The following is a 26,216-nucleotide window of genomic DNA, read 5'->3' on the forward strand; positions in this document are numbered from 1 at the left end:
AGGCGACCGCGCTGCCCCCGTACAGCGCGACCCCGAACAACGCGATGCCGGTCGCCCGCGCGGCCGGAACCAGCTCGGTGGCCCAGGACTGGACGGTGGAGTGCAGGAACGACCAACCACCACCCAGAAGCAGTGCCGTGATCACCAGCGCCGGCGTGGCGAGGCTGACGGCCGCCGTCGCGTAGGCCAGCACCGCCAGCGTGCCGCCGACCACGATGAGCACGACCGGACCGAGCGCGCCCGCCACTCGCCGGACGATCCGGGCCGAGACCATCGCTCCCACCCCGTACAGCGCGGAGACGGCACCGGCCACTGTGGACGGTACTCCGCGCGACTGCATGGCGGGCGCCAGGTAGGTCAACAGCCCCAACAACACCACGCCCTCGACGAAGGCGACGCCCATCACGTACCACTGCCACCGCGAACGCAGCGCGATCCGCATCGGAGTGGTCCACGAGGTCAGCGGTTCCCGCTCCGGCTCGGGCAACCGGCGCATCGCCACGGCCAGGTACCCGGCGACCAGGCCGGGCAGCAGGAGAACGAGCCGCCAGCTCACCGCGTCGGCCAGCGCGCCGGCCACGAGGGTCGCCAGCGCCGTGCCCAGCGCGAACATGGTCATCAGGTCGCTCATGTGCCGCTGCCGGCTCGCGGCGGGCACGGTGTCGCCCACGTAGGTCAGCGCGGAGGAGATCGCGGCGGCGAAGAACGCCCCCGCGACGGCGCGGACCACGACCAGCGCGGTGACCGTGGGCGCCACCGCCGAGACCAGCGCCGCCAGCGCGGCGCCGGCCAGGGACCAGCGCAGCACCCAGACCCGGCCGAGGCGGTCACTGACCACGCCCCACACCGGCTGCATCAGCCCGTAGCAGAGGAAGTAGGCGCTGGCGGCCATGGCCACGGTGGACAGTGGAACGTTCCACTGCGCTGCGACCAGAACCAGCATGGGGCCGATGGAGAACCGGTCGAAGTTGCTGACGAGCCCGGCCACGCGCAGCAACCAGAACGACCGGGGCGACAGTCCGTCCGATGTGGATGTGGGGGTCATGGCGGTGGTCCGCTCCTTTCGCGACTGGCTGACCCAGCTCAGCAGCGACCGGAGGCGGGAAGGGCGCCCAACCGATTACCAACGCTGACAGCTTGCGCACCTTGCGACAGTCCGACGAGCGCGGACTACGCTTGTCGGCGTCCAGCCCGGAGAGGAGTCCACCACGTCCACGCCCCGTGAGGAACTCGGCGCATTCCTCCGTTCGCGCCGCGAACGCCTCACCCCGCAGCAGATGGGACTTCCCGTCTCCCCGCGACGCCGCACCGCCGGGCTGCGGCGGAGCGAGGTCGCGGAGCTGGCGGGCATCAGCGCGTCCTGGTACGCCTGGCTGGAGCAGGGCCGGGTGCGCACCTCGGAACAGGTCCTGCGGTCCCTGGCCAGGGTGTTGCGCCTCAACGACGCCGAGACAGCGCACGTGCTGTCCTTTGTGGACAGCACGGCCGCCCGTAGGAAGCCGTCGCGCTCGGTGTCACGCAACCTCGCGTCGCTTGTGGACGCTCTGACCCCGAACCCGACCGTGGTGATCGACCCGCACTGGGACATGTTGGCGTGGAACCCCGGTTACGCCGCGCTGTTGACGGACCCGGCGCGCCTCCCGCCACGACGCCGCAACCTGCTGTGGCTGGTGTTCCGCTGGCCGCCCTGCCGGCAGTTGCTCGTGAACTGGGAGTCCGAGGCGCGCACGGTGCTCGGGCAGTTCCGGGCCAACGCCGCCCGCCACCCCGACGACCCCCGGTTCGCCGAGATCGCGCGCGCCGTGGTCGAGGACCCGGACGGCGCCCGCTGGTACGAGCGCCGGGAGACGGCGGCCTACCGCCCGGCGATCCGGCACTTCCGGCACCCGGTCGTCGGCGACCTGCGCCTGCGCTACGTGAAACTCGCCGCCGTCGACGAGCCCGGCCACCATCTGCTGACCTACCTGCCCGACGACCACGCCGCCGAAGTCGGGCTCCAAGCACTCCTCGCCGGATCGGGCGACTGAACCACGGCCAGCGAGATCTGTCCAAAGAGGACGAGCGATCCCGACCTCGGTCCACGTACGCCCCGAACTGAGCGACGATCAGGTGCGAGGTACCCCTACGGTGGGGGCATGGCGGTCTACCTGTTCGCAGGGGCAGCAGTCAGCGATTTCGTCACGGCGCTGGCCTGGTACGAGAGACTGTTCGGCTCTCCGCCGTCGTTCTTCCCGCACGACACCGAGGCGGTGTGGGAGCTCGCCGAGCACCGGTCGGTGTTCATCGTTCAACGGCCGGAACACGCTGGCCACGCCCTGCACACCGTCATCGTCGACGACCTCGACACCCTGGTGGCCGAGGTGGCGAGGCGGGGGCTGGAGCCGGTGCGGCGGGAGGCGTACCCGAACGGCGTCCGCAAGATCACCTATGTCGACCCCGACGGCAACGAGATCGCCTTCGGCGAAGTCCCGCGCTGACGATGTCGACCGCTGGGACGTCAGTGGTCGAGAGCGAGCCGCGCGCCCAGGCCGATGAAGATTCCGCCCGTCGCGGTGTCGATGCGTCTGCGCGCCCTGCGCCGAGTGCGCAGCCACCGCCCGATCCGACCCGCGAGCAGACCGACGGTGCCGTCCACGAGGAACTCCAGCGTGATCAGGATGGCGCCCAGGATCGCGAACTGCACGCCGACCTGGCCCAACTGCGGGTTGACGAACTGGGGCAGGAACGCGATGGTGAAGGTGACCATCTTGGGGTTCAACAGGTTTGTCGTCAGCCCGGTGAGATAGGCCCGTCGGCCGGCCATTCCGCCGCCAACGGGCACCGCGAGCTGGCTGTCGTCGCGGTGGCGGATCACCTGGACGCCCAGGTAGATCAGGTAGGCCGCGCCGACGGTCCGCACGACCGCGAAGGCGACGGGCGCGGCGGCGAACAGGGCGGCCAGCCCGGCCGCCGCCACGGCCACGTGCACGGCCTCGCTCGTGGCGACACCCGCCGTGGCGAGCAGACCCGCGCGCGGGCCGCCCCGCATGCCGCAGCCGAGGACGAACAGCATGTCGGGGCCAGGCGTGATCATGGCGACGACCGTGGTCAGGGTGAACGCGAGCAGCGCGTGGTGATCGATCGGCACGGGCCGAGTGTCGCAGGTCGACGAGCCCGGGAACCCGGCGGCGAAAGGTGATCGGCGGAGACCGACTCCAGGACACCTCGACGGGGCTCGACGCGGGCGAGCCGGCACCGGAGGCTTGACGATCATGTACGACGGTGCCGCCACCTCGTGCGAGGTGGCGGCACTGCCGTGATCTCGGTTCCTGGCAAGGGAAAGATCTGGCGAAGGTGGACCCTAGCCGGACAGGGCGGAGCCGGCCGGCGTGGGGCGCTGGCGTCGCGCCAGGAGGATCGCCACCGCCGTGGCGACCACGAACGACGCCGCCGCGATCGCGAGGTAGCCGTGCACGCCGGCGGCCGAGTTCACCCTGGCTCCGTCGACGACCACGGCGGTGGACGTGAGCACGGCCGAACCCACCACGTTCATCACCACCGAGCCGATCCCGAGCATGACCTGGACCAGGCCGGACACGACGCCCTGCGTTCCGGTGGAGGCCACGCTCGTCGCCAGGTTGAAGCCGGACGTCACGATCGCTCCGGCCGCGAAGCCCAGCAGCCCGGCGACGACGACCGCCGCGGACAGGTGGGAGACCGACAGCGACATCCCGATGGTCGCCGCCGTGCCGATCGCCACCCCGCCGGCCAGTGTCCACGCTGGACCGATCCGCGTCGCCAGCGCACCGGCCAGGGTGCCGCCGACCATCACGCCGACCGACGGCACGGCGAACAACAGGCCGAGTGCTCCCTCGGCGGCGAGCCCGTAGCCGAGCCGGGCGTCCGGCGAGACCTGGGCGATGAGGCTGATGAGCTGGAGCGTGCTCTGGTACGCGCCGGTGGAGAGGACGACCACGACCAGCGTGAGCACCAGTGGCCCGCGGAGATCCCTGATGTCGATCACGGGCTCGGGAACCCGTCGCGACACCGCGACCCACCGGACGAGCAACGCGACGCCGACGACGAGGAGGACGAGCGGGCCCAGGGCGAACCAGCCGAACTTCGCTCCGAGACTGACATAGCTGAGCGTCGCCGCCAGGCCGCCGCCGAGCAGAACGGCCCCCACGACGTCGATCCTGCCCCCGGTTCGGAACGGGGACTCGGGAATCGTGCCGCGCACGCAGACCGCCGCGACGGCCGCGAGCACCGCCGAGACGAGGAACACGCTCCGGAAGCCGAACTCCTCGGCCAGGACCTTGAAGAAGAACGGCGAGGCGACGCCGAGGACCGCCGAGCCGGACGTCACGATGCCCACGACGGTCATCGCGATGCCGGGCGCGCAGATCTGCCGGATGAGCGCGACCGAGAGGAAGACGGCGGCCACGGCCGCGCCCTGCAACAGGCGTCCCGCGATGAACACCCAGATGTTGGGCGCCACCAGGCACACCAGGGCGCCCGCGCAGCCGATGAGCAGCGACGTCACGAGCGCTTTCCGCTTCCCGAAGATGTCGGCGCTCTTTCCCAGCAGTGGCGCCCACATCGCTCCGGCGAGCATCGCGCTCGCGTTGAGCCACGCCGCCTGGTCGGTGCCGAAGTGGTCGAGCATCTGGGGAAGGACGAGGAGCGGCGCCCCGACCACCGTGTCCACCATGACGTTGGCGAGAACCAGGATGGCCACTTGGCGGACGAGCCGCCGACTCCACCCGGTGTGCTGGTCGCTGTCCGGTGGTCGGGTGGCGCGCATGCTGATGGTTGGCATCGAGCGCTCTGTTCTTTCTGTGCGGCGGCAGGTTCGGACGGGGCTTCCGCATCGCCGCGTGACCGGACCGGCTCCCCGGAAGGCGCCCTGCTCTCGATCTCCAGCGACGTCCCCCGGTGCGGGGCGTGGTCTCGCCCTGTCCGCGGCCAAATTACGGCGACCTGACGCCGGGGCCAGGAAAATGCATGTTTCCGGCCGCAACAACGGCTCCGCCGCACAGAAAGGGCCACCGCCGACATGGCTGCCCCGGCCTTCGACGAACTCGACGTCGCGATCGTGGACGCCGTGCGGTCCGCGCCGCGCGCGAGCTGGCGGGACCTGGCCCCCGTCCTGGGCGTCGACGCGGCGACCGTCAGCCGGCGGTGGTCGCGCATGCGGTCGACGGGAGACGCCTGGGTCACCGCCCACCCGGCGGGAAGCGCGACCCCCACCTGCGCCCTGGTGGAGATCGACTGCACACCGGGGCGGTCGGGCGAGGTGGCGGACGTCCTGGCCGCCGACGTGGCGGCGGCCACCGTCAAGGTGACGTCCGGCGCGCGGGACCTGCTGGTGCTCGCGCAGGCGCCGGACCTCGACGCGCTCTCCGCCTACCTCCTCGACCGCGTGGAGCGCGTCCCCGGGGTGAGGAACGTGCGCAGCCACCTCATCACGCGGTCCACTGTGGAGAGCAGTCGATGGCGTGAGGGCGCGCTGAACCCGGAACAGCGCCGCCGCCTGCGGACCGGCACCGGCACCCGCCAGGACCGCGGAGCCGTCCTCCAGGACCCGGACCGCCGGATCGTCCGCGCGCTCAACGTCGACGGGCGGATGTCGTTCGAGCGGCTCGCCGAACACACCGGCCTCGGTCCCGTCGCCGCGCGACGGCGGTTGACCCGGCTGGCGGAGGCGGGGCTGATCACCTTCCGCTGCGACACCTCACGCCACCTCTCGGGACGGGCCGTCGCCGCGGTCTACTTCGGCTCGCTCGACGTGCGCGACCTGGAGAGCGCCGAGGAGCGAATCCGCGCGCTGCCCGGGGTGCGAGCCTGCAACCTCGTGGCAGGGCCCTACAACCTCATCGTCGACGCGCGACTGCGATCGACAGCCGAGGCGCACGACTTCGAGCGGACGATGAGCCAGGCGCTGCCGACGTTGCGAATCCAGGACCGGTCGGTGGTCCTGCGCCCGGTCAAGCTCCTCGGTCGCGTTCTCGACGCGGAGGGGAGATCGGTGCGGTCCGTGCCGCTCCTGGTCGACGATCCACATGCGACGGAGGCGTCGCTGAAACTGCCCTCAGGTCACGCGAAGTAGCCGGGTAAGGCGGACTGATTGGATGCCGAACGCCGGGCGCGGTGACGGTTGCCGAGCAGATCCCGCCGTCACCGCGCCCAGCGTTCCGGTGAGATGGGCGGCTTACTCGACCGTCAGCGTCGCGGTCGAGTACACCGTGCCGCCGGTGCCGGTGGCCTTGATCGTGTACGTGTAGGTTCCCCGTGCCGTGGGCGTGATCGTTCGCGTGCCGGAGGGCACGGCCAGCGCGCCCGACCAGCTACCGCCGCCGGTGCCGGGGGAGACGGAGTCCGCGGTGATCGTCTTGACGTTGGTCGACGTCCAGCTCAGCGACGTGCTCTGCCCGAGAGTGATCTTCCGGTCGAGGTCGTCGACCGACAGGCTCACCGTGGGCCGGTTCGGGCCGACCGCGGGGTTCCTCGGCGTCACCCGGGGCGGCGGGTTCGTGTCCGGGCCCTTGTTGAGCGAGAAGGACCACCCCTCGAAGCCGCCGGGAGTGACGTTGCGGCCGAGCGCGCCGTAGTTGCTGTAGGTCCACTTGGTGCCCGACCCGTCGGCGTGCCAGTACGACCAGTACGCGGCAGCGGGTGGCGTGTCGATACAGGACTCCGTGTAGCCCGGGGTCGAGGACGAGCCGATCGGGATCTCCTCGGTCGGCGACGGGCGGTTCTCCAGGCGGCACACGAAACCCAGTCCCCACCGGTCGGTGCCGGTCACCGCGATCCCGGCGTCCTGCAACGCCTCGATGCCGTTGCGCTCCGTGCCGGGGCGCGGGTTCGGCGAGCACCGGGTGATCGTGGGCGCGGGAACGCCCCCGTTGCCGTTCAGCTCCTGGAAGTCGATGACGACGGTGACGCCGGTCAGGGCGTCCCTGCCGGTGCAGATCCCGTTGTAGCCCTTGGTCGGGTCGACCGCGCCGGCGGCGGGCGCGACCGCCGCGGCGGCCGCCAACGACACCGCCAGCGCCGACAGACCGGACAGGATTCGTTTCACAGCACTACCCCCATGTTCCTGTTCTTCCGCGCGATGGCACGTCAAAAGGTGGAACCGAGCACGAGATCGTCGCCAGGTGCGTCACTGTTCGTCGTTCTGGTGCGGTGCAAGGGATTGGTCGCTGTCGGCTTCGACGCCGGGTCGACGTGGCACCGGGTGAGGTCGGAGAAGCCGACCTGGGACAGCCCGAGCGATGCCTGCGCGCCCGCCCTGATCCACGTGTGCGGGTTCACCATGCCGTTCGTCCGGGCCGCCCGGTACTCAGCCGGGGTGTAGGCGATCGCACCGATGTCCTTGGCCAGAGCCGTGCCCGCGTCCGCGTCGGTCACCTGCGCGGACTTCAGGAACGCCACGCCCCGGTCCACCTCGGCGTCGGCCCCGCCCGCCTCGGCGAGCGCCTGCGTGATCAGCCCCGTGCTGTTGGTGTTGGGGGCCTGGGTGCCCACGCCGCCGCCCCACCCACCGCCGCTGTCCTGCCTGCCCCTGAGCCAGGCGACCGCGCGGGAGATCGGTTGGTCAAGTCCGTTCGCGCCGGCTTTCCGCGCGGCGAGCATCGCCGACAGCGCGATCCCGGTGGCGTCGCCGTCGGGCGGCGACTTGCCGAGCGGCCTGCCCTCGTCGCAGGTCGAGACCTTGCGGCCGTCGGGTGTGACGTGGTCGCCGACCTCCGTGGTGGGGATGTACTCGAAGAAGATCCGGAAGTAGCCCTCGGAGCACTGCTGCGTCAGCAGGGTGTCGAGGGCGAGCCGGTCGTTCTCGCCGACCCCGGCCAGCCCGATCACCGCGAGCGCCTGGCCGAACACGTTGGCGTTGTTGCGCACCAGATGAGCCAGGGCCGGGTTCTTGGAGTAGTCGCTGACCCGGCCCCGGTCCGGGCCGGAGCGCCGGATCGCGCCCCTGGTCTCGGCGACCATGTCGTGACCGTCGAAGTTCCGCGGGTCGCGGCCCGACACCTCGGCCGCCACCAGCACCTTGGCCGCCGCGCCGCCGACGATGATCGCGTCGTAGCCCTGGCCGGGCACCAGGGCGTCCCACGTGAAGAAGTCGCTGGCGTGCCCCTTGTCGTCGAGGTACGTGACGATGGGCTCGGCCAACGCGCCCTCGTCGGCGGCGTGCGCCGCGAAGAGGGTGTCGATCATCAGACCGTGGTCGGGCAGCGCACCGCCGAGCGGGTTCTCGTAGGTGCCTTCGGGTGAGAGCCGCGCTGCCAGCCACCGCGCGTTCGCGCTCGCCGCCGGCGGATCAGGCGCGGCGGAGGCGATGCTGGCGGAGGCGGTGCTGATGAAGAACATGGACATCAGGAGCACCAGAGCGGGCAACGCGGTGAGTACCAGCGAAGGACTGCGACCGCGCGTCGTGCCGTTGTTCGGCGCGCCAAACGGACCCCACATCCCCAACGTCCCCCTGGAGTTCCCGGCAGTGCGTTGACCGACGGTTGCTGTGGTGCTGTGGACCCAGGGGAGCGTAACTCCGTTCTCACCCATCCCGTCACCGCCGTCCAGCCGAGGCCGAAAGGAGTACGCGGTGCTCCGAACGAGGTTTCCACGACGCGACAGCGTCGCGCCGGCTCCGGCGAGGTGGTCCTGAGTAGACAGTCCACTCAGGACTGGTCGCTGCGCGGTGCGGTGAGAAGCCGGAGGTAGTCGGTCAGCGCCGTGCCCGTGGGTTGGGACGCGGTGAACCCGACGTGGCCGTCAGGGCGGACCAGCACGGAGGCGGGCCCGGTGATGCCGTAGGCGCGGTGGGCGTGCCCTTCGGTGTCGACAACAACGTTGTCGCTGGCCGACTCCGTTGTTCCTGGCGGCACCACGGTGATCACGCGCACGGGGTCGATATCGACGGTGTCGGCGTGGGCGGTCGGGGAAGCGGTGGGCTGGCCGAAGCGCAGCAGTGTGAGGTGTGGACCGCGGAAGAGCTCGAACAGACTCGTGGTGGTGTCGCGGACGCGGAGACCAGGTGCGTCCGGCGCGCGGTCACCAGCCCTGATGCCGGTCGTCTCGTCGAGGTCGCGCGACAGCGGGCTGTCGGGATAGCCGATGCTGAGCTGGGTGATGTCGGCGAACTTGTCCTTGGCGGAGAAGGCGTCCGTGGCCACTTCGAGATTTCCCCTGCCGGATTCCTCCCTGGTCGCCGTGTCGTAGCGCCGGGTGCTCGTCGCCAGCAGGGACCGCGCGACGGGGAGACGTTCGGCCTCGTAGGTGTCCACAAGGGACGCTGGAGCCCCGCGCAGGACGTGGGCGAGCTTCCAGCCGAGGTTGTACGCGTCCTGGAGTCCGGTGTTCATGCCCTGGCCGCCCGTGGGCGGGTGCACGTGCGCGGCGTCGCCGGCGACGAGGACGCGTCCTTGTCGGTAGCGGTCCGCCATGCGGATGTTCGGTCGCCAGGTCGAGGTCGCCCAGGTGGCACCGAAGGTGACGCCGGGAAGGCGGCATTCGGCGGCGAAGATCCGGCGCAGGGTGGCGGTGGTGGGCGCGGGGATCTGCCCGGTGTCGTCGGGGTGGACCCGGGCGAAGAACACCCAGCCGTCGAGATCCCGTTGCCAGGTGAGCATCGTGCCGGTGGACCAGATGTGCAGGTGGCTCGGGTCGAGGCCGTCGATCTCGGCGCACCCGGTGATGAAGTGCTCCGTGTCCCGGGTGTGGCCCTGGAAGGAGATGCCGGCCAGCTCGCGGACCCGGCTGGACGCGCCGTCGCATCCCACGACGTACCTGGCGGTGATCTGGTGGGCGACGCCTGCGGTGCGCACCGTGGCGACGACGAGGTCGGCCCGGCCGGCCCGGTCGTCCAAATCCACGAGTTCGTGGTCGAACTCGACCCGAACGCCCCAGGAGGCCAGACGGTCGCTGAGGATCTCCTCGGTGGACTGCTGGGGGAGTTCCACGAAGGAACACCGGTGCGGCGCGTCCGGCGTGGGGCGGTTCGCGCTCTCCGCCCCGGGGTCGAGCTCGCGCACCACGGTGTCGCCCTCGTAGAGGTACGCCTTCGGGTCGCGCCGGCCACGGGCGTGGACCTCGTCGACGACGCCGAGGTCGTCGAGGATTTCCAGGCTCCGCGCGGACAACGCGCGTCCCCGGGCTCCGGTGGGAACCCGGGTGGCCCGCCTGTCGACGACGCGCACGGCGACACCGCGTCGGGCCAGCTCGCAGCCCAGCAGCAGCCCGACCGGGCCGCCGCCGACCACGAGCACCTCGGTGTGGGGGGTGGGCACAGCGCAGCCTCGCTTCTCGTGGAGGGGTGGGTGGGAGCGGAAGATCGGGCGCACGTCCTCGAACTGTCGGCAGTCGACCAGATCCCGGCCGGTGGCGACAAGGACTCGCGCGTGGCCCGGCCGGGATCTGGCCGGGCTCACGGCATGGTCTGGCCGCCGAGCAGGGCGGCGAGCCGCGGGAGCGCGCCAGCGGCCTCCGCGCCGCCCAGGAAGTTGGGGAAGTCCCGCCAGTGCGCGATCTGGCCGTCCCGCGCCCGGAGCACCCCGATCGACGAGGTGAAGCGGAACGGCGTGCCGGCCAGCGCGGCCGCGTTCTCCGACCGGACGCCGGACAGGTCGAACTCGAAGGCGACGACCTCCGGGTCCGTGGTGTCGTAGATCGTCGCGACCGCCTCCCGGATGTCCAACGCGGCGCGCATGCCCTCCGCCGCGCGGTCGGCCAGGTGCCGCTGGATCGCCGCCCGCCCCGTGAACCGCCGGGCCATCCCGGGCAGCGCGAACGGTGTCTCGTACACCGCGTCCTCGGTGAACTCGACGGCGCCGGCCTCGCCCAGCAGCCCGCGCCGCAGGCGCTCGACGATCTCCCTGGGCCCGGCCACCCCGTGGTCCCGCTCCGTCATGGCAACTCCTCGGCTCGCTCGCGGGTTATTCGGAGATGTCTCTCCGTTTGACTATATGGAGGGATCTCTCCGGTTAGCAAGCGGTCCGAGGTACGATCGCCGCGTGGTCGACGAGTCAGCGGTTCCCGGCGGCAGGCGGCTGCGCGCGGACGCGCGCCGCAACCGGGAGCTCGTGGTCGCCGCCGCCCGGACCGCCTTCGCCGAGGACGGGTTGGCGATCTCGTTCGACGAGATCGCGCGCCGGGTCGGCGTGGGGGTGGGCACGGTCTACCGGCACTTCCCGACCAGGGAGGCCCTGTTCGAGGCGGTGCTCCTCGACCGCGTCCGCCAGTTCGTCGCCGACGCCGTGGCGCTCGCCGACGCCGACGACCCGGGCCGGGCGTTCCTCGGGTTCGTCACCGCGGTGATCGACCAACTGGCGCTGAACCAGGCGCTGTGCGAAGCGCTGGAAGCCAGCGCCGGTGTGGGGTTCGAGACCGCCCCGACCGTCGAACGCGACTTCCTGGACGCGGTCGGCACTCTGCTGCGGCGTGCCCAACAGGCCGGTGCGATCCGGTCCGACCTCGATGTCGTCGACGTGCGGGACATTCTCGTCGCCTGCGCCACCGCGCAACGACGGGCCAGTCGGCGTGGTGGCACCAGTCGCCTCGTCGCCGTGGTCTGCGAGGGCATGACCAGTGCGGAAGACGCGCGGTCCTGAGCCTCTCCCGATCTCCACATCGACCCGGGTGGAGGTCGATATCTGACCGTTCGGTTTGTTCCCGGTATTCGGTGAAAGATCCGTGACGGCAGATCAGGTGCTGAGGGCCTTACGTCCTGACGGCCGGCGTCGGCGCCGGCGCGATGGTTGTTCATCCCGGCGTGAGTGATCGCCGCGGGCGGAAGTGCGTGATCGATCAAAGAGAACTGATCGCGGGGCCTAATAGTGATCTTTTCGGAAAAGGTCAAGAGTGGCTGGTGATCTTGGGGTGGAAAACCGTTCTGTCGAGTGATGTCACGGGCCGGGCGTGTCCGGTGCCGCCCTGGTTGCGGTATGCACGAGAGGCCGTCGGATGTCGATCCAGACCGCCCGGTCCGGACCCCGGGGGAGTCGCGGGAGGGCAGGTCGGTGCGCGGGAGGTCAGTCACCGATGCGGACCCTGTCGTCCAGTCTCGTCGAGGAACGCCCACTGTTGCGCCTGTTCGTGATCACCGGGGTTCGCCTGTACCGGGAGGGCCTGGTGGTGGCGCTCGGCGGTCGACCGGAGGTCACCGCGGTCGCCGGGGCCGGGAGCTGCCAGGAGGCGCTGGCCGCGGCGCGGGAGTTCCGACCGGACATCGCGCTGCTCGACATGTCCATGGTGGAGAGCGCGGAGACCGCCCGCGTCCTGACGCGCCTGGTGCCCACGGTGAAGATCGTGGGGCTGGCCGTGCCCGAGACCGAGAGCGACGTGCTGGCCTGCGCCGAGGCCGGGGTCGCCGGGTACGTCCCCCGCGACGGCTCGCTCGTCGACCTGGTGACCACCCTGCGCCACGTGGCCAGGGGCGAGACCGTGTGCTCGCCGCAGATGGCCGCCGTCCTCATGCGCAGGGTGGCCGCCCTGACCCGGGAGCGACAGCCCTCCCGCTCGGCGGTGACGCTCACCCGGCGTGAGCGCGAGATCGTGGACCTGATCTCGGCCGGGATGGCCAACCGGGAGATCGCCAGGGAGCTGGGGATCGAGCTGTGCACGGTGAAGAACCACGTCCACAACATCCTGGAGAAGCTCGGCGTGCGCCGGCGCACCGAGGTCGTGGGCCTGGCCCGCGCCTGGGTGTAGCTCCGGCCCCGTGCGCGTCGCGCGGGCGCGCCATGCCAGGTCCTCTCAGTGTCGTCGAGCCCGCGGTTGTCCTCCTCCGGCTCCGGGTTCCCGTCATCTTCTCCGTCCCGGTGGCCGCCGGTCTCCGTTCGTCGATGACGTGAATCTTCCGGTCGGACCGGATCCGGTTCGGCGGGTGGAGCGGATCGGGTTCCCCGCCGTCGGGAAGATCCGGATCGTTTCTCGATCTCGGTTCCCCTTTCGGCCGAATCCGGGACGGGTGGGAACCGGTCCGGGTCGACCCGGGAACAGATCCGAGGATGCATTGCTCCTGGCGGCGGAGGAGACGTTAGGTGGACGGGGAGGATCTCCGTCACGGCATGGGAGACGACGATGACCGAAACCGCGCAGGCCGCGAACAAACCGCATCCCTGTCCGCCACCTCCTCCGCCGAGTGTCGATCCCGAGACCGAGCTCCAGAAGTTGCGGGAGCGGGAGGCCAAGGACAAGGTGATCGTCACCGGTCTCCAGTCCGACCTGAAGGACATCGGGGTCGCCATCACCGATCTCGGGAAGAGCCGCGACGAGATCAAGAAGGCCTGCGACAGCTACCGGATCGCCAATCCGCGGACCCGGGTCGAGCAGGCGCACTGCGACGCCCACAAGAAGCTGCACTGCCTCGCCAAGAAGGTGCAGGAGCTGCTGGGGAACGACAAGGCGCACGAGCTGTACGAGCTGGTCGAGAAGTTCGGGCAGGACGTCAGGGACAAGGCGTGCGACCTGGAGGGTGCGCGGTTCAGCCTCCAGGTCGCGCAGTCGCACAAGCGCAAGGCCGACGAGAAGCTCACGGCGGAGAAGGCCAAGCTCCGGGACATGCTCGCGACCGAGTCGAACTCGAAGGTCCCGCTGACCGAACTGGAGCAACTGCGCAAGGGCATGCACGACGCCATGGCGAAGAACGACGCGGTCGAGGCGTACCTGCACTGCAAGGAGATCCTGCGCCGTCACGACTGGCTGGTCCAGGCGTACCCGGAGCCCGACTACTTCTGCGTCGACCTCATCGAGCAGTGGGGCGTGGTGTACAAGGCGCAGAAGGACGTGTGGGCCAAGAACGAGGAGTGCCGCAAGCACGAGGCGGACGTGGAGCGGCTCACGATTCTCCTCGACGGCAAGCCGAGCGGGTGGCGCACCGATCCGCTCGGTGAGGTGCGGCGCCGCTGGAAGGAGAAGCAGGCCAAAGAGACGCGGACGCGCGCCGGCGAGGAGCCGGGGGCCGCGACGCCGTCGGGAGACGCGGCCGGCGGACCCGCCCAGCAGGAGACGCCGGCGAAGTCCGGTGATCAACCCCCACCGGGAGACACCGAGCGCCGGGATCGCGACCAGCGGCGCAAGGAGCTGCGCCAGGAGCGCGTGACCACCGAGGAGCGGAAGCGCGAGCTGGAAGGCCAGCTGCACGCGACGACGGACGAGGACCGGCAGGCCGAGCTGCGAGAGAAGATCAGCGAGACCGACCGGCGGATGACGAAGATCGATGAGGAACTGGCTGGGCTGGGTGAGGAGGGCGGAGCGACGCCGTGAGCGGCGCCCTCGCCCTGTACGCCGTCACCAGCACGCTCCAGCAACTGATCTTCCACGCCTGTCGGGACGACCCGGTGCTGCGCGGGGTGGTGCTGAGCGAGTCGGAGATCGTCCTCGACGACCCGGCCCGCGCCGCGAAGGACGCCGCCAACAAGGTGTCCCTGTGGCTGTACCGGGTCAGTGAGGACGAGTTCGTGCGCAACCACCCCGCCGCGCACGGCGTGGGGTCGACCCGGCGCCAGTTCCCGCCCCTCGCGCTGGACCTGCACTACCTGGTCACCCCGATGACCGGCTCCGCGTGGAGCGACCAGATCCTGTTGGGCCGCACGATGCAGATCCTCAACGACAACGGCGTCCTCCGGATCGACGACCGGGACGACGAGGTGGTCGACGAGATCCAGGTCCTCCTCGGCCGGCCGGAGCTGGGCGACCTCACCCGGATCTGGGAGGCGCTGCACGAGCCCTACCGGCTGTCGGTGAGCTACCTGGCCCGGGTGGTCCGGATCGACAGCACCCGGTTCGAGGAGCACCCGGTCGTCTGGGAGGCGACGGCGACGTACACCACCCGCGTCCCGGCGCCACCCGACATCCCCGACATCCCCGAGAACACCGGCAGAACTGGCAGAACTCGCAGAACTGGCAGAACTGGCACTGACAGCAACGACAGCTCCGACAGCACCACGACAACTGCCTGAGGAGACCTGATGCCCGAGTACCTCGCTCCCGGCACCTACGTCGAGGAGGTCCGTGGCGACGTCGTGCCCATCGAGGGGGTGGGGACCAGCACCGCCGGCTTCGTCGGGTTGACCGAGCGCGGTCCCCTCCAGCCCACCCTCGTCACGTCCTGGTTGGAGTACCAGCGCAGGTACGGAGACGTCGTTCCGCCACGGGTGTCCGTGCTTCCCCTGTCGGTCCAGGGTTTCTTCGCCAACGGCGGACAGCGGGTCTACATCGCCAGGATCACGCGGAAGAACGCGACCCGGGCCGAGATCACCCTCGACGGCGACGGCGCGCCGAAGGTCCGCGCGGTCGGCCCCGGCGCCCACGGCAACCGGATCTGGGTCCAGGTCAGCAAGTCCAGCATGGGCGGCGAGAAGAAGTTCCGGCTCACGATCTACTACTACCGGGACCGCGTGGTCGAGCCGCCGCTGGACCTGCGCAAGTACCCCCCGGACGTCACCGAGGAGTTCGACGACCTGAGCGCGGACCCCCAGGACAGCCGGTTCGCCAGCACCGTGGTCAACGCGTCGTCGTACCTGGTGGCGCTGGAGTGGCCCACGCCCACTCCCGGTGTGCCGACCATCCCCGAACAACCCGAGCCCAAGGCGCTCGCCGACGGCGGCGACGGCGAGGACCCGTTGACCGCCGAGGAGTTCGAGGGCACCAAGGACCGCACGCCCGACAAGTTCACCGGGCTGGGGGCGATCGGCACGATCGACGAGGTCGCCATCCTGGCGGTCCCCGACGCCGTCAACACCGTGCTGCTGCCGAACAAGGCCGACCGGACCACGGTGGTCGACAAGATGCTCCAGCAGTGCCGCGACCTGCACGACCGGTTCGCGATCCTGGACGTCGAGCCCGGCCAGGCCAACATCACCGCGAACGCCGCGAGCCAGGTGCCGTCCCGGTCCGAGCACGCCGCCATCTACTACCCGCACCTGCGCGTCCTGGACCCCACCAGCCGGCAGGCGGTGCTCGTCCCGCCGAGCGGGTTCGTCGCCGGTGTCTACGCCTTCAACGACACCACCCGCGGCGTGCACAAGGCGCCGGCCAACTACGAGGTGCGCGGCATCCTCACCAGCGACATCCGGCCCGGCGAGGGGCCGCTGGAGTTCACGGTGGGCCAGGGGCAGCAGGCGATCCTCAACCCGTTGGGCATCAACGTGATCCGCGACTTCCGGTCGACCGGGCGCGGCGTGCGGGTCTGGGGCGCGCGCACCATCTCCGACAACGCGGAGTGGCGCTACATCAACGTCCGCCGGCTGTTCACCTTCGTCGAGGAGTCCGTCGACAAGGGACTCCAGTGGGTGGTCTTCGAACCGAACTCCGAACCCACCTGGGCGCGGGTGCGGCGCACCGTCGACACCTTCCTGGAACGCGTCTGGCGGGACGGCGCGCTGATGGGCGGCAGCAAGCAGGAGGCGTACTTCGTGCGCTGCGACCGCTCGACGATGACCGAGGACGACATCAACAACGGTCGGCTGATCTGCCTGGTCGGCATGGCGCCGGTGCGGCCGGCGGAGTTCGTGATCCTGCGCTTCTCGCAGAAGACGGTCGAGGCCGCCGCCTGATCCGGGCGGCAGCGAGGAAGGAACGGCGATGCCCACCGGACAGCGCAACGATCCGTACGCCGCGTTCAACTTCACCCTCGACATCGACGGGCTGTCGGGCTCACACGGGTTCTCCGAGTGCAGCGGCGCCAACACCGAGCAGGACGTGATCGAGTACCGCGAGGGCAACATGGACGCGGCGGTCGTGAAGATCCCCGGGCTGAAGAAGTTCGGCGACATCACGCTGAAACGCGGCTACACCACCAACCGCGAGCTGTGGGAGTGGCGGCGGGCGGTGCTCCAGGGGAAGGTGGTGCGCCGCAGCGGGCACATCGTGCTCAACGACGAGGCGGGAAAGCCCGCGCTGCGCTGGAAGTTCACCAACGCCTGGCCCCGCAGGTACGCGGCGCCCACGCTCAGCGGCACCACCAACGAGGTGGCCGTGGAGGAACTGGTGCTGGCCGTCGAGAGCCTGGAACTCGAACAGGGGGCCAAGTGAGCACCGAGGCCCGGCGGTCCGCCCCCACCAGGGAGGCCCCGCTGGGCACCCACCGGGCGCCCGGCGTGCGCCTGGAACGGCTCGACGCCGCGCCGCAGGCCCGGGTGGCGGTGCGGACGGACATCGCGGGCTTCGTCGGGATCGCCGAGCGGGGACCGCTGCACCGGGCGGTGCGGGTGGACGGCTGGGACCAGTTCCGGGGCGTCTTCGGCGCGCACCTGGCGCACGCCTACCTCGCCTACGCGGTGGAGGGGTTCTTCGCCAACGGCGGCAACCAGTGCTGGGTGGTGCGGGTGGCGGACCCGGCGACCGCCGCCCCGGCCGGCGCGGCCCTGCCCGGCGCCGACGGGATCGCCGGACTGGCGCTGCGGGCGAGCAGCCCCGGCGGCTGGGGGAACCGGGTCGAGTACCGGGTGGGCCCGGTCGGCCCGGAGCGGTTCACCCTCACCCTCCGGTTCGGCGAGGTGGTCGAGGTGTGGCACGGGTTGGCGGCGCGGGCGGAGGCCGTGTCCGGCCGGGACCCCGAGCGGGCGCTCAACGACCCGGTGACCGGGTCCCGCCTGGTCACCGCGTCCTGGACCCGCCCGCCCGAGGGCGCGCCGCCCCCGCTCCCGGTGCGCGGCTGGCTCACCGGTGGCGTCGACGGGTTGTCCGCCCTGCGCCCCGAGCACTTCGCGTCGGAGGCGGAGAACTGGGGGGTCGGCGCGCTCACGAGCGTCGACGACGTGGCGCTGGTCAGCGTGCCCGACTGCTGGCCCCGCCCCACGACGCCCGCGCGTCGGCCGCGCAGGCCGCGGGACCCGTGCGCGACGGCCGTGCCAGCGACCGAACGGCCCACAGCGCCAGGAAAGTCCTCAGTGGACGGCGGATTGACGGTGGACGGTGGGTCCACAGTGGACGGAGGGGACGCGCCGGTCCGGTTCACCGCTCAGGAGACCGCCGGGCTGCACCAGGCCGTGCTGCGCCACTGCGAACGCCGCGCCGACCGGGTGGCCCTCCTGGACGCGCCCCCGGCGCCGGCGTGCGGGACGGTGATCACGCCGCACGACGTGGTGGCCTGGCGCCGCCAGTTCCACAGCTCCTTCGGCGCCCTCTACCACCCCTGGTTGGTCGTGCTGGACCCGAGAACCGGGGGGACCGCCACCGTGGCCGTGCCCCCCAGCGGCCACGTCGCCGGGCTGTGCGCGCGAACGGACCGGACGGCGGGCGTGCACCGGGCCCCGGCCGGCGAGGCCCTCCGGCTCGCCGTCGACACGACGTCCACTGTGGACGACGACGTCCACGGGTCGCTGAACAGCAAGGGGATCAACGTGATCCGCTCGGCCAGGGGAGTGCGCGTGCTGGGCGCGCGCACGCTGGCCGACTCCGACTCCGAGTGGCGGCACCTCAGCGTGCGGCGGCTCGTGCTCGCCCTGGAGAAGCAGATCACCGTCGACACCGCGTGGACGGTGTTCGAGCCGAACTCGCCCGACCTGCGCGGCGAGCTGGAGCGGGTGGTCAGCGGGGTCCTGGAGGAGGTCTGGCGGTCCGGGCGGCTGGCGGGGGGCACCCGCGAGGAGGCCTACCAGGTGCGGTGCGACGCCGCGGTCAACCCCGAGCGCGAGCTCGCGGAGGGCCGGCTGACCTGCCTGGTCGGGGTCAACCCGCCGGCGCCGGCGGAGTTCGTGGTGCTCAGGGTGGTGCGCACCCCGGCCGGCGTGCAGGTCGAGGAGCCGGGGAGCGGCCGTGGTTGAGCTGGGCCGGTCGAGGTACCCGTTCGTCGCGTTCCGGTTCGAGGTCCGGGTCGACGAGATCACCGTGGCCGGGTTCAGCGAGTGCGGCGGGCTGCGGGTGGAGACCGAGGTCCAGGACTACGCCGAGGGCGGCGTCAACACTCACGTGCACAAGCTGCCCGTGCGGACCAGGCAGAGCAACATCCAGCTCCGCCGCGGGGTGGCCGACCGGGTGCTGTGGGACTGGTACGGCGAGCTGACCAAGGGACTGGTCCGGCGGCGCAACGGCACCATCCTGCTGCGCGACCCCGACGGGAGCCGGGTGGTGGCCTCCTGGCACTTCCGCCGCGCGTTCCCGGTGACCTGGGCCGGTCCGGAGCTGGACGCCACCCGGAACCAGGTGGCGGTCGAGACGATCGAGCTCGCCCACGAGGGCCTGGAGCGGAGGAGCTGACACCGGATGCCGCTGCACATCGAGAACCTGACCAGCCGGGTCCACCTCGACGGGGCAACGCCGTGGACCAGGGCGCAACTCGACGAACTCGTGGAGCTGGTCCGCGCCCGGCTGGCCAGGGACCAGCGCGAGGCGGCGCGGTTGGCCGAGGAGACCGCGCCCCGCCGGGACGCGGCGTCGCCGCACCCGATCACCCGGTGAGGACCCGGTGACGAGGGATCCGGCGACGAGGGACCCGGTGAGGATTCGGTGAGGAGAACCCGATGAGCCTGACCAAGATCCATTTCGAGGTGCTGGACAAGGCCGCGGTCGACCGGGCCCGCGGGCTGTCCGACCGGTTCGTCGCCCAGTTCAACCCCACCGACTACACCCTGGTCAAGGGCGCGCAGCTCGCCGAGATCGGCATCCCCGGCGTCGACTCGCCCGTCCTGCAGTTCGTCCGCGGCCAGGACGAGCGGCTGACGCTGGAGCTGCTGTTCGACACCACCGCCGACGGCATGGGGGAGAAGGCCACCGACGTGCGGACCCTGACCCGGCAGGTCTACCAGCTCGTCAAGATCCAGCCGGCGACCCACGCCCCACCCCGGTTCCGGCTCACCTGGGGCAAGGGCCTGTCCTTCACCGCGATCGCCGAGCAGGTCCAGCAGCGGTTCACGCTGTTCAGCCCGAGCGGCATTCCCCTGCGCGCCACCGTGACGCTGTCCCTGCGCGAGTACAAGACGTTGGAGCAGCAGCTCGCGGAGCTGAAACTCCAGTCCCCGGACCACACCAAGGTCCGGGCGGTGCGGCGGGGGGAGACCCTGGCCACGATCGCGGCCAGGGAGTACGACGACCCCGGCGCCTGGCGGGCGATCGCCGACCGCAACCCCGGCGTGGACCCGCGTCGGCCGCGCCCGGGCACCGTGCTGGAGATTCCGCCGCTGGCGCCGGGGAACGCGCCGTGAGCACCTCCGCGCAGCCCATCTACCCGGGCCAGGACTTCTACGTCCCGGCCTTCGAGGTGAACCCGCCGGGACGGCGGATGCCCGGGGACGTGCTGCACGACGTGATCGACGTCAGCTACGCCGACGGGCTCGGCCAGATCGACAGCTTCTCGTTCACCGTCAACAACTGGGACGCCCGCAAGCGGACCTTCAAGTACAGCGACGGCTCCACGTTCCTCCCCGGGCAGAAGTTGGAGCTGTGGATGGGGTACCGGGGTGGCTCCGGGCTGACCCGGCTGATGACCGGCGAGATCACCTCGCTGCGGCCCAGCTTCCCCGCCAACGGCCAACCCACCCTCGCCGTCACCGCGCTCAACGTGCTGCACCGCTTCCGCGACCGGCAACAGACGGTGGTGTACGAGAAGAAGACCGACAGCCAGATCGCGAAGCAGATCGGCGACCGGCTCGGCGTTCGCGTCCACACCGCGCCGAGGAACGAACAGCCCTACCCGTACCTGTTGCAGGACAACGAGTACGACATCGTCTTCCTGCTCGAACGCGCCCGCAGGACCGGGTACGACCTGTGGGTCGACGAGGACCAGCGAACCGGCAGGAGCGTGCTGCACTTCGAGCCGTCGGCGAGCCTGCGCCGGGTCGCCCACCGGCTGACCTGGGGGCGGTCCCTGCTGGAGTTCGAGCCCAGCCTGAGCACCGCCCGCCAGGTGAGCGAGGTCGTCGTCCAGGCGTGGGACCGGCGGTTGAAGAAACCGATCAGGGCGACGGCGCGGCGCGCCGACGTCGGCGCGCACACCGACCAGGAGGTCGAACGCGCCTTCGCCCAACGGGTCGAGGTCACCTCCGCGGTGGTGGCCAACGAGCAGGAGGCGAACCGGATCGCCCAGGACCGGTTGCGCGACATCGCCCACGACATGATCCAGGCCAGCGGGTCCACCGTCGGCCTGCCCGACCTCCGTGCCGGCTGCAAGCTGCGGATCGACGGCCTGGGCCGGCGCTTCGACGGAACCTACTTCGTGACCGGCACCCGGCACGTCCAGAACGACGCCGGCTACCGGACCACCTTCGAGTGCCGGCGCGAGAGTTGAGGGGACAGCACATGGCGGACCACGGCCTGCTCGTCGGCGTCGTCGTCGACCTCAACGACCCGGAGAAACTGGGCCGGGTCAAGGTGAGCTACCCGGAACTGGGCGACGCCCGCAGCGACTGGGCCCGCCTGGTCACCCTGATGGCCGGCAAGCACCGGGGCGCGGTGTTCCGGCCGGAGAAGGGCGACGAGGTGCTGGTCGGCTTCCTCCAGGGCGACCCCCGCGCGCCCTACGTGCTCGGCGGGGTGTGGAGCGCGCCGGACCCGCCGCCCCCGGACGACGGCAAGCCGGCGGAGAACAACTGGCGGTTCATCACCTCCCGCAGCGGCCACGTGATCCGCTTCGACGACACCAGGGGCAAGGAGAAGATCGAGATCGTTGACCGGAGCGCGAAACGACGGGTGACCATCGACAGCGCGCGCCGCAGGATCCGCGTCGAGGCCACCGAGGGCGATGTCGAGATCTCCGCGCCGGCGGGCACCATCCGGTTGTCGGCCAAGGCGATCGAGCTCGACGCGAGGACCACCGTCAAGGTCGAGGGCGAGCGCACCGTGGAGATCGGCGCCGCCACCTCCGTCAAGGTCAACTCCCGGCTCGGGCTGTCGTTGTCCGCCGGCACCGGCCTGACCATCCGGGGGGCCACAGTGGACATCAACTGAGGCCGCCCACCGAGGAAACCACCACGCGCCAGGCGAACGCGAGAGGGGACCGATCCATGGGCAAGCCCGCGGCCAAGCTCGGCGACCGGGTGACCGCGCTGGACACGCACCTGATCCAGCCGCCGGGCACCGCGCCACCCGTCCCGGTTCCGCACCCGTTCAACGGGATGCTGCTCGGGCAGCTCTCCCGGAACGTGCGGATCGAACGACGCCCGGCGGCGGTCCTCGGCAGCACGGCGACCAACATCCCGCCGCACATCCCGCAGGGCGGCACGTTCGTCAAGCCGCCCACGAACCAGGGTCGGGTCATCCTCGGCAGCCTCACCGTCCGCATCAACGGCAAACCCGCGGCACGCGCCGGCGACCTCGTCATGACCTGCAACGACCCCGTCGACCTCCCGGTCGGCCGGGTGATCGCCGTCAGCACGGTGCGGATCGGCGGGTGAGGCGACGTGGAGGGCGACATCCTCGGCCGGGGGCTGGCCTTCCCGGTCCGGCCCGGACCCGGCGGGGGGCTGCGCGGGGCCGCCGGGGCGGAGAAGGTGCGGCAGAGCATCCTGCTCGTCCTGTCCACCCGGCTCGGTGAGCGGCAGATGCGGCCCGACTTCGGGTGCGGCATCCACGACCTGCTCTTCGAACCCAACACCGTGCTGCTGCACGGCGTCGTCGCCGAGAAGGTGCGGACAGCGCTGACCCTGTGGGAGCCCCGCGTCGACGTGCTCGACGTGGCCACCGAGGCCCCGGCGGACACGCGGGACTGCCTGCTGGTCCGCGTCAGCTACCGCCTCCGCTCCGACAACACCACGCACAACGTGGTCTACCCCTTCTTCCTGAGCGAGGGCGCGGCCACCGGCGTGGGAGGGAGCGCGGTGTGACGCTGGAGATACCCAAGCTGGACCGGCGGACCTACGCCGACCTGGTCGCCGAGGCACACCGCCGCATCCGGCGGTTCTGTCCGGAGTGGACGGACCTCAACCCCAGCGACCCCGGGGTCACCCTGGTCGAGCTGTTCGCGTGGCTGACCGAGACGATGCTCTACGAGCTCAACCAGATCCCGGACCGCGCCTCCCTGAAGTTCCTGGAGCTGGTGGGTTTGCGGCCGCGGCCCGCCCTGCCCGCGCACGCCGAGGTGACCTTCACCGCCAACCCCCAGGCCGAGCGGGTCGTGGTGCCGGCGGGCACCCAGGTCGCCGCGACCGGTGCCGGCGACGCCCTGGTGGTCTTCGAGAGCGACGAGGAGTGCGCGCTCGTCCCGCACGCGCTCACCGACGTGGTCGTGGTCGACGGGTCCAGTCACGTCGCCGTCCTGACCGAGGGCGTCCGCCAGCCCGGCGCGTTCCGGCCCCTGGGTTGGGTTCCCCGCGTCGGCAACGCCCTGTACCTCGGCTTCTCGCCACCACCCGGAGCGCCCGATGACGCCGCCGGCCGCTTCCCCGCCCGGCTGGGCCTCCACGTGACCCTGCCGCCCTCGGCCCGCTCCGGCCTCGCGCGGAGCTGCTCCTCCTCGGGCGCCCAGTCCGACCCGGACGTGCGGCTGGTGTGGGAGTACTGGGGGCGGGCGGACGAGAGCTGGTGGCGTCCGCTGCCCGTCCTGACCGACGCGACGGCCCAGCTCACCGTCGAGGGCTACCTCGCGGTGACGGGCCCGGAGGCGATCCGGCCGACGCGGGCGGTCGAGGGGATCGGACCGCGGTACTGGCTGCGGTGCCGGCTCGCCGGCGGGCGCTACCCGAAGGGCCGGGAACCGGAGATCGAGGCCGTCACGCCGAACACGGTCCCGGTCCACAACCTCGTCACCGTGCGGGACGAGCTGCTCGGGCAGAGCGAGGGGCACCCCGACGAGTCCTACCGGCTGCTGCACTCCCCGGTCGCGGCCGGCAGCGTCGAGATCGAGGTCCGCGTCGACCCGGAGCGAGATCTCGACCCGGCCACCACGTCGCCGGCCCCCTGGCGGCGGGTCGACGACTTCCTGGCCTCGCGGCCGGGAGACCGTCACTACACAGTGGACGTCGCCACCGGCGCGGTGTCCTTCGGGGACGGTCGGCGGGGCCGGATTCCCCCGGTGGACGCGGAGATCATCGCCGTCGCCTACCGCCACGGCGGTGGGGCGGCCGGGAACGTCCCGGCCGGGGCGATCACCACGTTGCTGTCCGAACTGCCCGGTGTCGACGCGGCCACCAACCTCCGACCGGCCACCGGCGGAGCCGACCAGCAGTCGCTGGCCGACCTGAGGCGGGAGGCCCCCGCGCTGCTGCGGCACCAGAACCGGGCCGTCACCGCGGCGGACTACGCGGCCCTGGCCCGCGCCGTGCCCGGCGTGGCCGACGCCGTCGCCCTGCCCCTGGCCCACCCCGAACACCCGGGGGAGAAGGTCCCGGGCGCGGTGACCGTGGTCGTCGTCGCCGACACCGACGACGCCCAGCCCAAGCCCGGCCACGACCTGGTCGCCGCGGTCTGCGCGGAGCTCGAACCGCGCCGGCTGGTGGCCACCGAGCTCTACGTGCGGGCTCCCGGCTTCGTCGAGGTCGCGGTGGAGGCCGCCCTGCTCGTGGAGCGGCACGACCGCGGCGACGTGGTGCGCCGGCGCGCGGAGTCCACAGTGGACTCCTTCCTCGCTCCGCTCCAGCGGGACGGCGACCGCCGACGGGCCCGGTTCCAGCAGTGGTTCCTGCCCGCCCGGTTGTCGGGACTGCTCGCGTCGGTGCCCGGGGTGCTCACGGTCCAGCGCCTGTCCGTGTCCGTCGGCGGCGAGCCCGTGGGCGACCTGCTCAAACCGATCCGTCTCGCGCCCCACCAACTCGTCACGCACGGCAGGCACAACATCACGACGGGGCTCAACCAGACATGTCCGTGACCAGGCAGGGCAGTGTTCAGGCAGGACAGTGACCAGCAGGACAGTGACCGGGCGGGACGTCGGGAGAATCGGCGGAGGAGGCGCGGTGCGACCACAGCGACCCACGCACTGGTTGTTGGACGGCCGGACCGGCTGGCGCACGCGAACGAGCGACGGGATCACCGCCCGCCACAACCTCCGTCTCACCGGAGGAGTGCGTCCCCGTCGCCCCAGCCGAACGAGGCGGGTGGTCAGCGCCATGACCGTGCTGACAACCACGCGACCCGGGCTCCGCCGAACATACGTCCACAGTGGACAGTGGACCAGCCTTCTCCTCGACAGCCGGGTCTACCGCTGCGGATGGGACCGCGTCGCGCTGGACGTCCGGCTCCCGCCCGGCACGGCGGTGGTCGTCGACACCACCACCTTCGACGAGCCGCCCGACCCCAACGCGTTGGTCGAGTGGAGCCGGAGCGGAGAGCAGACCGGCCAGGCGGTCCCCACGGGGCGAGGAGCCACGCGCGCCACGCTCGACTGGCCGGTCCGCAGCCGCCCGGGCCGGTACCTCGCCGTGCGGCTGAACCTTCGCGGCCCCGGGTGGTGCACCCCGCGCGTCCACGCGCTTCGCGCGCACTACCCGCGCGCGTCCCATCTGGACTTCCTGCCGGAGGTCTACCGCTCCGACCCGGACAGCCGCGACTTCCTCGACCGCTTCCTCGCGTCGTTGTTGGGGATGTGGGACGAGCTGTCCGACACGGTCACCCGCCTGCCCGCGCTCTACGCGCCGGAGTCGGTGCCCTCCTTCGCCATGCTCCGGCTGCTGGCCACCTGGTTCGGCATCGACCTCAGCGGCATCGATCCCGGCGCCATCGATCCTGGCGGTGCTGATCCCGGCAGGGGCCACGTGGGCGGCATCGTCGACGCACGGCGATGGGTGCGAGCCAACCTCGACGTGCGGCGGAGAGAGGGAACCCCGTACGCCGTCCACGCCCTGATCTCCGCGTTGCTCCGCTCCCAGTTCGGCATCCGCGTCGCGGGAACCGGCTTCCCCCGGGTGGTGGAGGGAAAGGTCGGCCAAGGGGCGTGGCTGGCACTGAGCATCCCGGGACAGTCCACACTGGGCAGACCGCTCCACCTGTGGAGCGAGGCGATGGTCGGCCGCCTCCGGATCGGCCAGTACTCCCAACTGGGAAAGGCCAAGCTGGTGGGCGTCGGCGACCCCACCAGCGACATGGCCGCCAGCACCAACGCCGTGGGGCAGCGCTTCCGCGTGTACCTCCCGGCGGCGTGGAAGGCGAGACCGGGCCTGGAGCAGGCCGTCCGCCGGTTGCTGGACGCGGAGCGGCCCGCGGCCACCCAGTACGAGCTGTGCTGGACCGGCCCGGGGCTCCGCGTGCAGACGCAGTCGACCGTCGGCGTCGACACGGCGGTCGCGCCCGAGCTCGTGGGAGGACCCCGGGGTGACACACCACCGCGGACACCGGCCGCCGACCCGTGCGCGACGATCTGAGGAGCTGGC

At 71.5% G+C, this 26,216-nt stretch carries 25 protein-coding genes and 2 pseudogenes; 20 read left to right on the forward strand and 7 right to left on the reverse strand.

Annotated features, from left to right (window positions below):
- Nucleotides 1-13: 13 nt before the first annotated feature.
- Nucleotides 14-1,045: pseudogene (locus tag BUE43_RS35120) on the reverse strand (MFS transporter); the annotation flags it as partial.
- Nucleotides 1,046-1,238: 193 nt separating this feature from the next.
- On the opposite strand from BUE43_RS35120, the pseudogene BUE43_RS35600 reads away from it, so the two are divergent.
- The 3 genes and pseudogenes from BUE43_RS35600 to BUE43_RS13240 all read left to right on the forward strand — a co-directional run.
- A pseudogene (locus tag BUE43_RS35600) lies at nt 1,239-1,448 on the forward strand (helix-turn-helix domain-containing protein); the annotation flags it as partial.
- 24 nt (nt 1,449-1,472) lie between these two features.
- Nucleotides 1,473-2,027 carry an MmyB family transcriptional regulator gene (locus BUE43_RS13235; RefSeq protein WP_407697122.1) on the forward strand — a complete coding sequence of 185 codons (555 nt, stop codon included), beginning with the start codon at nt 1,473-1,475 and terminating at the stop codon, nt 2,025-2,027.
- A 108-nt stretch (nt 2,028-2,135) separates the two neighbouring features.
- Nucleotides 2,136-2,477 carry a VOC family protein gene (locus BUE43_RS13240; RefSeq protein WP_073482901.1) on the forward strand — a complete coding sequence of 114 codons (342 nt, stop codon included), beginning with the start codon at nt 2,136-2,138 and terminating at the stop codon, nt 2,475-2,477.
- A gap of 20 nt (nt 2,478-2,497) precedes the next feature.
- Here BUE43_RS13240 and BUE43_RS13245 read toward each other — a convergent pair whose 3' ends face one another.
- Complete coding sequence (locus tag BUE43_RS13245; protein WP_073482903.1) at nt 2,498-3,127, reverse strand: LysE family translocator; 630 nt, start codon at nt 3,125-3,127, stop codon at nt 2,498-2,500.
- 213 nt (nt 3,128-3,340) lie between these two features.
- A complete protein-coding gene (locus tag BUE43_RS13250) occupies nt 3,341-4,798 on the reverse strand; it encodes an MFS transporter (RefSeq protein WP_234995707.1) in 1,458 nt (485 codons plus the stop codon).
- Between the two features lie 237 nt (nt 4,799-5,035).
- On the opposite strand from BUE43_RS13250, the gene BUE43_RS13255 reads away from it, so the two are divergent.
- The gene (locus BUE43_RS13255; RefSeq protein WP_073482906.1) at nt 5,036-6,088 is read left to right on the forward strand and encodes an Lrp/AsnC family transcriptional regulator; all 1,053 of its coding nucleotides are present in this window, start codon (nt 5,036-5,038) and stop codon (nt 6,086-6,088) included.
- A 102-nt stretch (nt 6,089-6,190) separates the two neighbouring features.
- Here the strand turns inward: BUE43_RS13255 and BUE43_RS13260 are convergent, their stop codons facing one another.
- From BUE43_RS13260 to BUE43_RS13275, 4 genes are all read right to left on the reverse strand, one after another.
- Nucleotides 6,191-7,060 (reverse strand): ABC transporter substrate-binding protein, encoded by an 870-nt coding sequence (locus BUE43_RS13260; RefSeq protein WP_234995708.1) that lies wholly within the window; start codon nt 7,058-7,060, stop codon nt 6,191-6,193.
- A gap of 41 nt (nt 7,061-7,101) precedes the next feature.
- Nucleotides 7,102-8,451: a prenyltransferase/squalene oxidase repeat-containing protein gene (locus BUE43_RS13265; RefSeq protein ID WP_234995709.1), complete on the reverse strand. Its 1,350-nt coding sequence runs from the start codon at nt 8,449-8,451 to the stop codon at nt 7,102-7,104.
- 209 nt (nt 8,452-8,660) lie between these two features.
- The gene (locus BUE43_RS13270; protein ID WP_073482908.1) at nt 8,661-10,268 is read right to left on the reverse strand and encodes an FAD-dependent monooxygenase; all 1,608 of its coding nucleotides are present in this window, start codon (nt 10,266-10,268) and stop codon (nt 8,661-8,663) included.
- 137 nt (nt 10,269-10,405) lie between these two features.
- Complete coding sequence (locus BUE43_RS13275; protein ID WP_073482909.1) at nt 10,406-10,888, reverse strand: nuclear transport factor 2 family protein; 483 nt, start codon at nt 10,886-10,888, stop codon at nt 10,406-10,408.
- A gap of 103 nt (nt 10,889-10,991) precedes the next feature.
- Between BUE43_RS13275 and BUE43_RS13280 the strand changes: the two genes are divergently transcribed.
- From BUE43_RS13280 to BUE43_RS13355, 16 genes are all read left to right on the forward strand, one after another.
- Nucleotides 10,992-11,588, forward strand: coding sequence for a TetR/AcrR family transcriptional regulator (locus BUE43_RS13280; protein ID WP_073482911.1), 597 nt, complete (start codon nt 10,992-10,994; stop codon nt 11,586-11,588).
- Nucleotides 11,589-12,018: 430 nt separating this feature from the next.
- Nucleotides 12,019-12,687: a LuxR C-terminal-related transcriptional regulator gene (locus tag BUE43_RS13285; protein WP_073482913.1), complete on the forward strand. Its 669-nt coding sequence runs from the start codon at nt 12,019-12,021 to the stop codon at nt 12,685-12,687.
- 372 nt (nt 12,688-13,059) lie between these two features.
- Nucleotides 13,060-14,244, forward strand: a complete 1,185-nt coding sequence (locus BUE43_RS13290; protein WP_073482915.1) for a hypothetical protein — start codon at nt 13,060-13,062, stop codon at nt 14,242-14,244.
- A complete protein-coding gene (locus tag BUE43_RS13295) occupies nt 14,241-14,939 on the forward strand; it encodes a Pvc16 family protein (RefSeq protein WP_073482917.1) in 699 nt (232 codons plus the stop codon). The genes BUE43_RS13290 and BUE43_RS13295 overlap by 4 nt, the downstream gene beginning before the upstream one ends.
- Before the next feature lie 9 nt (nt 14,940-14,948).
- Nucleotides 14,949-16,535: a phage tail sheath family protein gene (locus tag BUE43_RS13300; RefSeq protein ID WP_073482919.1), complete on the forward strand. Its 1,587-nt coding sequence runs from the start codon at nt 14,949-14,951 to the stop codon at nt 16,533-16,535.
- A gap of 28 nt (nt 16,536-16,563) precedes the next feature.
- The gene (locus BUE43_RS13305; protein ID WP_073482921.1) at nt 16,564-17,013 is read left to right on the forward strand and encodes a phage tail protein; all 450 of its coding nucleotides are present in this window, start codon (nt 16,564-16,566) and stop codon (nt 17,011-17,013) included.
- Nucleotides 17,010-18,746 carry a phage tail sheath family protein gene (locus BUE43_RS13310; RefSeq protein ID WP_073482923.1) on the forward strand — a complete coding sequence of 579 codons (1,737 nt, stop codon included), beginning with the start codon at nt 17,010-17,012 and terminating at the stop codon, nt 18,744-18,746. The genes BUE43_RS13305 and BUE43_RS13310 overlap by 4 nt, the downstream gene beginning before the upstream one ends.
- Nucleotides 18,739-19,179, forward strand: coding sequence for a phage tail protein (locus BUE43_RS13315; protein WP_200797500.1), 441 nt, complete (start codon nt 18,739-18,741; stop codon nt 19,177-19,179). The genes BUE43_RS13310 and BUE43_RS13315 overlap by 8 nt, the downstream gene beginning before the upstream one ends.
- Nucleotides 19,180-19,185: 6 nt before the next feature.
- Complete coding sequence (locus tag BUE43_RS13320) at nt 19,186-19,380, forward strand: hypothetical protein (protein ID WP_073482925.1); 195 nt, start codon at nt 19,186-19,188, stop codon at nt 19,378-19,380.
- Between the two features lie 62 nt (nt 19,381-19,442).
- Nucleotides 19,443-20,123 carry a CIS tube protein gene (locus tag BUE43_RS13325; protein WP_083959652.1) on the forward strand — a complete coding sequence of 227 codons (681 nt, stop codon included), beginning with the start codon at nt 19,443-19,445 and terminating at the stop codon, nt 20,121-20,123.
- Complete coding sequence (locus BUE43_RS13330; protein WP_073482927.1) at nt 20,120-21,205, forward strand: phage late control D family protein; 1,086 nt, start codon at nt 20,120-20,122, stop codon at nt 21,203-21,205. Before BUE43_RS13325 ends, BUE43_RS13330 begins: the two co-directional genes overlap by 4 nt.
- Before the next feature lie 11 nt (nt 21,206-21,216).
- A complete protein-coding gene (locus BUE43_RS13335; RefSeq protein ID WP_073482929.1) occupies nt 21,217-21,864 on the forward strand; it encodes a phage baseplate assembly protein V in 648 nt (215 codons plus the stop codon).
- A 56-nt stretch (nt 21,865-21,920) separates the two neighbouring features.
- Entirely contained in the window at nt 21,921-22,310 is a 390-nt protein-coding gene (locus tag BUE43_RS13340) for a PAAR domain-containing protein (RefSeq protein ID WP_073482931.1), read from the forward strand.
- A 6-nt stretch (nt 22,311-22,316) separates the two neighbouring features.
- Nucleotides 22,317-22,739 (forward strand): GPW/gp25 family protein, encoded by a 423-nt coding sequence (locus tag BUE43_RS13345; RefSeq protein ID WP_073482933.1) that lies wholly within the window; start codon nt 22,317-22,319, stop codon nt 22,737-22,739.
- A complete protein-coding gene (locus BUE43_RS13350) occupies nt 22,736-24,718 on the forward strand; it encodes a putative baseplate assembly protein (RefSeq protein ID WP_073482935.1) in 1,983 nt (660 codons plus the stop codon). The genes BUE43_RS13345 and BUE43_RS13350 overlap by 4 nt, the downstream gene beginning before the upstream one ends.
- Nucleotides 24,719-24,956: 238 nt before the next feature.
- Complete coding sequence (locus BUE43_RS13355; protein ID WP_143174146.1) at nt 24,957-26,207, forward strand: hypothetical protein; 1,251 nt, start codon at nt 24,957-24,959, stop codon at nt 26,205-26,207.
- The last annotated feature ends 9 nt before the right edge of the window (nt 26,208-26,216 follow it).

The sequence above is a fragment of the Streptoalloteichus hindustanus genome (assembly GCF_900129375.1).
Lineage (GTDB): Bacteria > Actinomycetota > Actinomycetes > Mycobacteriales > Pseudonocardiaceae > Streptoalloteichus > Streptoalloteichus hindustanus.

Coding starts and splice junctions, on each gene's coding strand:
- BUE43_RS13240 (WP_073482901.1), top strand. CDS start 2,136: ATGGCGGTCTACCTGTTCGCAGGGGCAGCAGTCAGCGATTTCGTCACG.
- BUE43_RS13250 (WP_234995707.1), bottom strand. CDS start 4,798: ATGCCAACCATCAGCATGCGCGCCACCCGACCACCGGACAGCGACCAG.
- BUE43_RS13255 (WP_073482906.1), top strand. CDS start 5,036: ATGGCTGCCCCGGCCTTCGACGAACTCGACGTCGCGATCGTGGACGCC.
- BUE43_RS13265 (WP_234995709.1), bottom strand. CDS start 8,451: ATGTGGGGTCCGTTTGGCGCGCCGAACAACGGCACGACGCGCGGTCGC.
- BUE43_RS13275 (WP_073482909.1), bottom strand. CDS start 10,888: ATGACGGAGCGGGACCACGGGGTGGCCGGGCCCAGGGAGATCGTCGAG.
- BUE43_RS13285 (WP_073482913.1), top strand. CDS start 12,019: ATGCGGACCCTGTCGTCCAGTCTCGTCGAGGAACGCCCACTGTTGCGC.
- BUE43_RS13290 (WP_073482915.1), top strand. CDS start 13,060: ATGACCGAAACCGCGCAGGCCGCGAACAAACCGCATCCCTGTCCGCCA.
- BUE43_RS13300 (WP_073482919.1), top strand. CDS start 14,949: ATGCCCGAGTACCTCGCTCCCGGCACCTACGTCGAGGAGGTCCGTGGC.
- BUE43_RS13305 (WP_073482921.1), top strand. CDS start 16,564: ATGCCCACCGGACAGCGCAACGATCCGTACGCCGCGTTCAACTTCACC.
- BUE43_RS13320 (WP_073482925.1), top strand. CDS start 19,186: ATGCCGCTGCACATCGAGAACCTGACCAGCCGGGTCCACCTCGACGGG.
- BUE43_RS13325 (WP_083959652.1), top strand. CDS start 19,443: ATGAGCCTGACCAAGATCCATTTCGAGGTGCTGGACAAGGCCGCGGTC.
- BUE43_RS13335 (WP_073482929.1), top strand. CDS start 21,217: ATGGCGGACCACGGCCTGCTCGTCGGCGTCGTCGTCGACCTCAACGAC.
- BUE43_RS13340 (WP_073482931.1), top strand. CDS start 21,921: ATGGGCAAGCCCGCGGCCAAGCTCGGCGACCGGGTGACCGCGCTGGAC.
- BUE43_RS13355 (WP_143174146.1), top strand. CDS start 24,957: ATGACCGTGCTGACAACCACGCGACCCGGGCTCCGCCGAACATACGTC.